6 protein-coding genes are annotated in these 9689 nt (G+C 37.0%); 3 read left to right on the top strand and 3 right to left on the bottom strand.

Annotated features, from left to right (window positions below; genetic code table 11):
- Nucleotides 1–121: 121 nt before the first annotated feature.
- The 3 genes from AC07N0_RS21230 to AC07N0_RS21220 all read right to left on the bottom strand — a co-directional run bounded on the left by AC07N0_RS21230 (nucleotide 122) and on the right by AC07N0_RS21220 (nucleotide 4729).
- Nucleotides 122–1183 carry an NAD-dependent epimerase/dehydratase family protein gene (locus AC07N0_RS21230; protein WP_494590893.1) on the bottom strand — a complete coding sequence of 354 codons (1062 nt, stop codon included), beginning with the start codon at nucleotides 1181–1183 and terminating at the stop codon, nucleotides 122–124.
- Between the two features lie 24 nt (nucleotides 1184–1207).
- Nucleotides 1208–3151 (bottom strand): KUP/HAK/KT family potassium transporter, encoded by a 1944-nt coding sequence (locus AC07N0_RS21225; RefSeq protein WP_492801287.1) that lies wholly within the window; start codon nucleotides 3149–3151, stop codon nucleotides 1208–1210.
- A 198-nt stretch (nucleotides 3152–3349) separates the two neighbouring features.
- Nucleotides 3350–4729 (bottom strand): monooxygenase, encoded by a 1380-nt coding sequence (locus AC07N0_RS21220; protein ID WP_494590892.1) that lies wholly within the window; start codon nucleotides 4727–4729, stop codon nucleotides 3350–3352.
- 308 nt (nucleotides 4730–5037) lie between these two features.
- On the opposite strand from AC07N0_RS21220, the gene AC07N0_RS21215 reads away from it, so the two are divergent.
- The 3 genes from AC07N0_RS21215 to AC07N0_RS21205 all read left to right on the top strand — a co-directional run bounded on the left by AC07N0_RS21215 (nucleotide 5038) and on the right by AC07N0_RS21205 (nucleotide 9670).
- Nucleotides 5038–7989 (top strand): M16 family metallopeptidase, encoded by a 2952-nt coding sequence (locus AC07N0_RS21215; RefSeq protein ID WP_494590891.1) that lies wholly within the window; start codon nucleotides 5038–5040, stop codon nucleotides 7987–7989.
- Between the two features lie 115 nt (nucleotides 7990–8104).
- Complete coding sequence (locus AC07N0_RS21210; RefSeq protein WP_494590890.1) at nucleotides 8105–8458, top strand: YraN family protein; 354 nt, start codon at nucleotides 8105–8107, stop codon at nucleotides 8456–8458.
- Between the two features lie 222 nt (nucleotides 8459–8680).
- Nucleotides 8681–9670: a toxin-antitoxin system YwqK family antitoxin gene (locus AC07N0_RS21205; protein ID WP_494590889.1), complete on the top strand. Its 990-nt coding sequence runs from the start codon at nucleotides 8681–8683 to the stop codon at nucleotides 9668–9670.
- The last annotated feature ends 19 nt before the right edge of the window (nucleotides 9671–9689 follow it).

The following is a 9689-nucleotide window of genomic DNA, read 5'->3' as shown; positions in this document are numbered from 1 at the left end:
TTGTCGTAATTCACAAAATAAACAAGGAGGTTTTTATTTGTCAAGTCATACCCAAAATTCGGGATGACTCATGTTTGATTTTAAAACTCCAGATAACTCATGCTTATTAAAATCAATATTATTACTTCAATACATAAGCCAAAGCCTCCTCGTTTTCAGTAATCCATTCAGTAATTTCTCTCACAATTTGTTTTATCGAAATTTCAGGTTTCCAGCCTGTCAAAGCTGTTACTTTCGTATTATCTGTTACATACAAACGAATATCTGCTGCACGGTTTTCTGCTACTTTGCTAATTGGAATGGTTTTGCCCGTTACCTCTTGACAAATCTGAGTAAGTTCTTGTAAAGAAGCACTTACTTCAACGCCTCCTCCAGCATTCAGAATTTCACCGTTTACTGTATCAATGTTATGAAGTTGGAAATCAATCAGTCTGTATAAATCTTTTACGTGTAGCATATCACGTGTCTGGCGACCTGAGCCTCCATAACCAATGTATGCCAATTGTTGTTGCCAATAATGTTTAGCTACCCACAGCACCATCACGCCTTGGTCTATTTTTCCCATTTGCCAAGGGCCCGTCAGCACGCCACAACGATTGATAACGGTTTTCATGCCGTAAAATTCGTTGTATTCATGAATCATCAATTCAGACGCTAGTTTAGTAGCACCATATAATGACCTTGCACCATCCAATGGGAAGTTTTCAGCTATTCCTTTTGACGAAACTCCACCGACTGACTGTTCATCTGACAACACAAAGCGGGTTTCTGCTTCTTCAAAGTTCAGCTTTTCAATGGCTTTGATAGGATAAATTCTACTCGTAGACAGGAAAATAAACGCTGCACCACATTTTTTGGTATAGTTCAAACAGTTGATTGTTCCTACCAAATTTGTATTAATTAAGTAGTCAGGCGTTCCTTCCAACCCTGCTAATACAGAAGGTTCCGCAGAAGATTCAATCACAAAATCAACCACAGGCAATGCATCAAAATCCTCTTTATTACGGATATCTCCGTGAACAAAAATAGCTCCTGCTTTAGCCAAACGAGGTAAATTAAGTTCTGAGCCTTTGCGTTTTAAATTATCCAAACAGATTACCTCGTAAGTAGGATAATTCGTTTTAATATTAATGGCCAGAGAAGAACCAACAAAACCTGCTCCGCCAGTGATAAGAATTTTCAAAATATCTAGATTTATAATTAAAACTTACTCTATTCTTTTTAATACTACGTTTTCAACTGGACGGATAATCAATGGTACTTTTTCTACTTTTACAGCACTGGTATCCAATCCAAACCATTTATCTTCCGAAGGTGTAAAGTCTTTAATAAAGAAATAAGCCTTCATGATTAAGCCTTCCAGCAATGATAATTTGTTATCAAACGATAGAAATTTCTCTAATACTACAAATCGGAAATCGCCAATGACATTTTGTTTATTCAATGACTCATAACGAGAGGTAATATCTACTTCTCCTTTTTTCACCATATCCTCTACCACTTTTCGGAAGTAAAGATTAATGCGTTGTTCTACCCTGAAACCTAATCTAAAGTTTACTTTGATTACGTCGTCAGGCTCTATTACGCTTACTTTATATTCCATTGTATACGGGTCATCCATGGTGTCTACGTGCACAAACCAATAAATATCTGCTCTTTTAGGGCGTTTTTGGAAGATTGAATAAATAATTTTCGATTCTATTTCGCTCGTTCTGGCCGCATTCGACATAAATACTAAGTGGGTAGCATATTTAGGAATACTCATATCTTGGCTCAGTTCCTTCAAAGGTTCTATATAGTCTGCCAGTTTTACGTATTCTGTCAATCGCATTTTAATGATATTCGCCCTAAACCAAATCACCATCAATGCAATAATGGCGGAGGCAATAAATAACGAAACATATCCACCATGTACAAACTTACGAAGATTGGCTATCAAGAATGCCCCTTCTATGGCTACATAAACGATGATAAATCCTACAATCCACCACATATCAATTTTGCGTGTATGTAGGTAATACGCCATCAATGCGGTAGTCATCAACATCGTCAGGGTAATGGCCAAACCATAGGCAGCTTCCATATTAGCTGATTCCTTAAACCACAATACAACACCAACGCAACCTAACCATAAGAAAATATTCATGCTTGGCACGTATAATTGTCCTTTTTGGTCTGAGGGATAATGCAAACGAACTTTAGGCCAAAAGTTCAAACGGATGGCTTCTGATACTAACGTAAATGACCCTGAGATTAAAGCCTGACTTGCAATGACTGCTGCGGCTGTAGCAATACCAATTCCCCAAATCAAGAACCATTCAGGCATTAATTCAAAGATAGGTTTACGCCCATTCAAAAGTTCGCCGTTATGTGAAATCAGCCACGCACCTTGTCCGAAGTATTGTAATAGAAGTGCTATTTTAACAAAAATCCAGCTAACCCTGATATTTCCACGTCCACAGTGTCCTAAATCTGAATACAAGGCTTCTGCTCCTGTTGTACATAAAAAAACAGCTCCTAGTAACCAGAAACCACTTTCGCCACCATGTGAATTTGTTAATAAATCAAAAGCATAATAAGGAGACAAAGCCTTTAGTACTGTCCAGTCCTGAGCAATCCACAGAATCCCAAAGAAGCCCAACATAGAGAACCAAACCAACATTATAGGTCCAAAAGCTCTACCTACTACCTTTGTACCGAAAATTTGGAACATGAATAATCCTGTAATAATAGCCAATACGATAGGTACCGTTTGGAGGTCAGGATATATTTTCAGCAATCCTTCAATAGCAGATGCTACTGAGATAGGTGGAGTAATGACACCATCTGCCAACAGCGTAGATGCACCGATAACTGCTGGGAAAGTCAACCACTTAGCATGACGCCTCACTAGGGCGAAAAGGGCTAAGATACCGCCTTCACCACGGTTATCTGCTCGAAGAATCAGGATTACATACTTGAAGGTAGTTTGCAGTGTTAATGTCCAAAAAATACACGAAAGCCCTCCTAGGACTGTTCTTTCATCTATTGGCACATTCCCAATAATTGACTGCATTACGTAGAGTGGTGAAGTACCAATATCACCATAAATAATTCCCATCGCTACCAGCAGACCCGCTGCGGTGGCTTTGTCCATACTTTTATGTTCCATAAAAAGGAAGCCATTGTAACACCGATAGTTACAATTTTTTATTGGTTAAGTAAAATTTATTCAAAAAATGGCAAATTATTGTCTGTATTGCAAGCAAATATAATACCTCTTCTGGATTAATTACATTATTCAAAAAAAGACCGCTCATTTCTGAGAAGTCTTTTATAAATTTAGTTCCATTCTTAAGCTATATTTTCTCTATTCTTCATAATAATAACCAAAAATAATATTCATTTCATCTTCAGAGGTTAATCCAAATGAAATCGTTTGGCTAGATGTATTATTATAAGTAACCACCGACGTGAGCCCCTCTCCTTTTTTCAAGGTTATTGGTGTTGTATAATTAATCATCGCTGGATGTTCCCAGTCGGTACTCTCATACACTATTTCACCATTCCTTGTACCTCCCAATATTTTTATGACAAACTTTTGTCCATATTTATGATTATGCGATGTCAATGCTACCACTTTTACGTCTGCACTAAACTTAAAATCTTTCGTAACCGTAGTAACAGTTTTGGCAGGCAAACTAAAGCTAGTATTATTAAAGTCAATCGTTTTTACGACATTTTTCACTTTTGATTTATCCACAGTATAAAGATTTACATTATTTTCTCCAAAGTGAAAATCAGTCGTTTTGTTGAAATAATGTGGATTTAAATCAACCGTCATGCCTGCTGGTAGTAGTAAAGCCGTACCTTCGGGAAAAGTATACTCCTGACTAGCGTTTGTTCCTCCGCCTAAAAACACATGGTTAGACATTTGTAAGGCTGTCACTAAATTCAAGGTATTATCTGGATTCCTTAAATCTCGAATAGTATTGATAACAGGTAAATTACTCGCTGTTTTATCTCTAAAATCGTATAATACCATGTGGTGGCTATTGGTACGAGATTGGAATTTTAAACGGTTTACGTATATATCCGTAGTATTACCAACCGCTTTGCGTACAAAAATCTCTCTTTCAAAATTGGGCTGAATCGTAAATTTTTCTACTTGCATCTGATACCCCACAACGCCTTCTTGCTGAGGCGTTTGCATTGTCTTAAAATCATCGGTGCTAGAAACACTCGGCGTTTTATCATCCAATAAGGTTTTATCGACAACATCCCCTGTTTTAGGAGCCCCTGCTTCAATCCAGCGACGAACGAATTCTATTTGACCGACCGTAAGGGCTGTTCCGCCCAAAGGCATTGGCGAGCCATATTGTTTACCGCCATGATGCGATATATCCCAATTGAGTTTATGATAAAATAAGCTTTCTAACGATTTGTAGGCTTTTACTCTCAAGTGCCCGTCAGCCTTTGAAAGTTCATTTTTGGGTACAACTCCTACTAAATTGGCAAAAGCTACTGATTTTTCTAAGACTAATCCGTGTTGAACATAAGTACCATCTGAAGTAGAGGCATGACAACCTGAAGTGGCACAAGTAGGCGTAATGATTCTATCTTGTATTAAGCTAAAACTTGATGTTTCACTTGCTGGCGGATTATCATCGATGGCTTTTTTTGAACAGGCTGATATGAGCAGAAAGCTACCTGTTAAAATGATAATTCCTTGGTATATATACTTTTTCATGATTATTTTTGTTAGAGTTCTCTACTTGGACATCGCTGATAAAGATAGTTTATTTTATCTTGTCAAGATAACGGAAAAGATAGTGATTTATGTTGAGATTTTATCAGCTTTCAGTAAAGAGCTTTTAAGCTGTAGCACGAGTTTCCAACTCGTGCAAGATTACCTCATGCAACTTTTCTTATGAAACCAGCATCTTTTACAGTAACGGGTAAAAGTTTCAACTAACAATACCGTTTATCAAAAAACAATAGTTACTTTGTCAATAAATCTATTAATTGTTTCTTTTTACAAAATCCAACCTACTTCGCATGAAAAACCTTAGGTTATCTCTGCTGGGAGTCGTGTTATCGCTACTTCTAAACTCTTTCGCATTTGCTCAAAAAACTTTTGACTGGAAAACTGCTTCATCAGGTGGCTATACTTACAAATACGTAAGTAACGACCCAATGAAAGCCCGTTTTTACACATTGCCTAACGGACTGACTGTAATCCTTAGCGAAAACCACAAAGAACCACGTATTGCGGCATTAATTCCAACGCGTGCGGGTTCAAACACTGACCCTAGAACGAATACTGGACTTGCTCACTATCTGGAACACATGTTGTTCAAGGGTACTGATAAGTTTGGTTCATTAGACTGGTCAAAAGAAAAACCATTGTTAGACCAAGTGGATGCACTGTACGAAAAGTATAACAAAACTACTGATTCAACACAACGTAAAGCGATTTACAAAGAAATTGACCGCGTATCTGGCGAGGCTGCGAAGTTTGCTATCGCTAACGAATACGATAAAATGATGGCTTCAATGGGTGGACAAGGCACGAATGCGTTTACGTCTTATGAACAAACGGTTTATACGGAAGACATTCCTGCTAATGCTATCGACCGTTTCTTGAAATTGCAAGGCGAGCGTTTCCGTAACCCAATCTTACGTATTTTCCACACTGAATTAGAAGCTGTTTACGAAGAAAAAAACCGTAGCCTTGACAACGACGGCTGGAAAGTATATGAAGCTAGAAATGCTGCATTATTCCCAACGCATAATTATGGACAACAAACAACTATCGGTACGATTGAACACTTAAAAAATCCATCATTGGTTGAAATCCGCAATTACTTCAAAAAATATTATGTGCCAAACAACATGGCTATTATTATGGTGGGTGATTTCAATTCGGATATTTTAATCAAGAAAATTGAGGCTTCTTTCAAATATATGGTTAGCAAACCTATTGCTGAATACAAGCCAGCTCCTGAAGCACCTATTACTGCTCCTTTAGTACGCGAAGTGTTCGGCCCTACGCCAGATGCCCTTACTATTGCTTGGCGTTGGTCGGGTGCATTGAATACCAAAGAAAAAATTGTAGGTACTATCGTAGATGAATTGATGTCGAACTCAAAAGCAGGTTTGATAGATTTGAATTTAGTAAAGGCCCAAAAAGTATTAAGAGCAAGCTGTAGCCCAGAATGGAACAAAGATTATTCGGTTTGGCAAATGACAGGCTCTCCTAAAAAAGACCAAAGTCTTGACGATGTAAAAGCATTGCTTTTAGGCGAATTAGACAAATTGAAGTCGGGTAATTTTGACGAATCGATTATCAAAGCAATTGCTGCTAATTATAAATTGACAGCTATTCAAGGTTTAGAAAACAATTCTTCTCGTTCTTATAAACTGTTAGAAAGCTTCGTGTTTGATAAATCAAACAAGTGGGATAAAGATGTTGCCATCAACGATGCTTTGAGCAAAGTAACGAAACAGGAAGTAATGGATTTCGCTAAGAAATACTGTGGTGATGGTTACGTGGTTGTTTACAAACGTAAGGGTACTGATCCTAATATTTCAAAAGTTGATAAGCCTGCGATTACGCCAGTGGAAGTAAACCGTGAGGCACAATCTGAATTCTTGAAAGATGTAAACACAACAGCGATGTCGAACATCGAACCAAAATGGTTAGATTTCAACAAAGACATCAAAAAAGGGAAAATTGGTACCTTGGAAGCCCTAACGGTAAAAAATACAGATAATGATCTTTTTCGTTTAAGCTACCGTTTTGATATGGGTTCTTGGAATAGTAAAGTATTGCCTATTGCTCTTCAGTATTTACAATTTGTAGGTACAGACAAAATGAATGCTGAGCAAATCAGTACGGCATTTTATCGTTTGGCGAGTAGTTTCAATACTTCTTATACCGACCACCATATTACGTTGGGAATGTCGGGTTTGAATGAAAACTTTGCTAAAACAGTAAGTCTTTTTGAAGATTTGTTGACCAAATGCAAGAAAGATGATGCCGCTTTAGAATTATTAAAAGGTAGATTATTGAAGCAAAGAAATGATGCTAAATTGAACAAAGGAGCCATCTTGCAGGGCTTAGCTTCTTATGCTTCATTTGGTGCTAAAAACCCAAGAAATGCCTTACAGTTTACAGATGCAGAACTGAAAGCATTGAATGCAGATGACTTAATTAGCTTCTTACACGATTTGTTCTCATATAAACATACAATCGTATATTATGGACCAAAAACAGTGGAAGAGTTGGCTGTAGCATTAAAAGGTGCTCACCAAATTAATAGTACTTTCAAAGCAGATTTACCTTTAGTAGCAGATTTCAAAATGGAGTCGCCAACTAAGCCAGTAGTATTGTTTACAGATTATGACATGGTTCAGGCAGAAATCAACTGGGTTCGTCCTACAATTGGATTTAGTGCAGCCGAAACGCCTATCGTAGAATTGTATAACAACTACTTCGGTGGAGGGATGTCTTCTATCGTTTTCCAAACTATTCGTGAATCTAAAGCTTTGGCTTACTCAACGTATGCGTATTATCAGACACCAAATATCAAGGATGAAAAATATCGTATGATTGCCTACATTGGTACACAAGCAGATAAAATTCATGAGTCTATCGCTGGTATGGATGAGTTGTTGAACGATTTTCCATCGTCTGAAAAGAACTTGGAAACAGCTATAGCGAGTATGAAAAAGAATTATCAAACTGAGAGAATCACACAAGATAATATTATTTATACTTATCTAAGTGGACTTGATAAAGGCGTAACTACAGATGAGCGTCAGGCTATTTATAAGGCTTTGGATAAATTAAGCTTAGATGATTTAAAGAAATTTCAGGATACTTTACTAGCGAAAAAACCATACGCAATGTGTGTGGTGGCTTCTGAGAAAAAAGTAAACTTAGATACTTTGAAAAAATACGGAGAGGTTAAGAAATTGACTTTAGAAGACGTATTTGGATATTAATTAGCTGTCAGCTATCAGTATTCGGCTTTCGGTCATCAGCTTTCGGTTATCATTTTTTTTGATAGCTGAAAGCTGATGACCGAAGACCAATAGCCATTTAATCTACACCCCTACTATGACACAGCACCTTGAAACAGGCAAAAAAGCCGAAGACATTGCCGCCAATTTTCTGCTAGAAAAAGGCTATCAAATCCTCCACCGAAATTATCGCTACGGGCGAGCTGAGATTGATTTAATCATACGAAAAGGAATCTTCTTAGTATTTGTCGAAGTAAAATCCCTCACTAATACAAAATTTGGAATGCCCGAAATTGGTGTAAATAAGCATAAGGTTGCGATGGTAACCAAGGCTGCCGACTTTTATGTGTATAAAAACAATTGGCATCAACAGATTCGTTTTGATATTGTTGCAGTCGTTTTTAAAAACAATACTTTTGAGGTAACGCATTTTGAAGACGCATTTTATTAATTCCTTCAGTAGCACGAGTTTTCAACTCGTCATTATTTTTCACGAGTTGAAAACTCGTGCTACTGAAAGAAAATTGTGCTTATCTTTACTTATAAAAATAAATATATTCACCTTTTCGTTTATAAGGATAACCATTTCATGTTGATGACATGAGGGTATTGAATAATGCCCCTTGTGCTTTACAATTCTTTTGATTCCATGCTTATTTTTTCATCCATAAAAATGAAGTCTATCGTTTTCTTTTTAATAGTTATATTTTCGTTTGCTTTCAGGATAACATTTGCCCAAACTGATGAATTCAAAACAAAAGCAAAACCAAAAACTGATAGTTCGGCCAAGAAAAAAGGTGGACTATTGGGTGGATTAATACAGTCGGACATATTAGATAATGTTAAAAATGCGAAGAAAACAATTGAAGATAATAAAGAAGAATTTAAAAAATTAGGCAATGATGTTGATGATTTAACGGCCGATTTAGGCTTGAAAATCCATAAATCTAAAAAGAAAAGTAAAGCCAAGAAAAAGCCGAAAGACGAATACGAAGACATAAAATTTGAAATACGGATTGGTGAATATGGGTCTGGTGTAAGATTGACTGTAGAGGAAATTCATGTATTGCGGAACCCTGACGAAGCCGAACCAAGCATTTATGCGAAAGAGATTTGGTGGTATGACCCTAAACTTAGAAGGGTAACGAACGTACCTAGAAAAGATAAAGACTACGGAGAGATTTGTCATGGCCCTTATAAAAAGTATGTAAATGATGAGTTGGTTGAAGAAGGCTCGTTTTATGTGGGTGTAAAAGATGGACGTTGGGAAACTTATAACCAAGACTATATCCTGCTATCGAAAGAAAAGTATAAAAGAGGTTTTCTAGCAGATTCAAAAGTTACCTATTACGATAAAGCTGAAACAAAAATCAAAGAAGTAATTCCTGTACGATTCAATAAAGTAACGGGCGATTATCGCTCTTTTTATGAAGGCGGACAGCTAAAAGAAGAAGGCAAATTTGATGATAGTGTAAAGGTAGGTCGTTGGCGAGAATACCATCAATTCGGGGCAATGGGGCGTTTGAAAAAAGAGACTTTATTCGCAAAAGATAAATTTGATAATTCTGAAGCAGTAGTATTACAAGAGCGAGATAATAAAGGAAAAATCATTTATGAAGCTCCTAAAGCGAAGAAGAAACCAGAGGATGAAGAAGAGAATTGATAGCGTTTAGGAGTTTAAA

Source organism: Arcicella sp. GW821-FHT09D11 (genome assembly GCF_059416265.1).
This window is presented reverse-complemented; position numbering and strand designations above follow the sequence as displayed.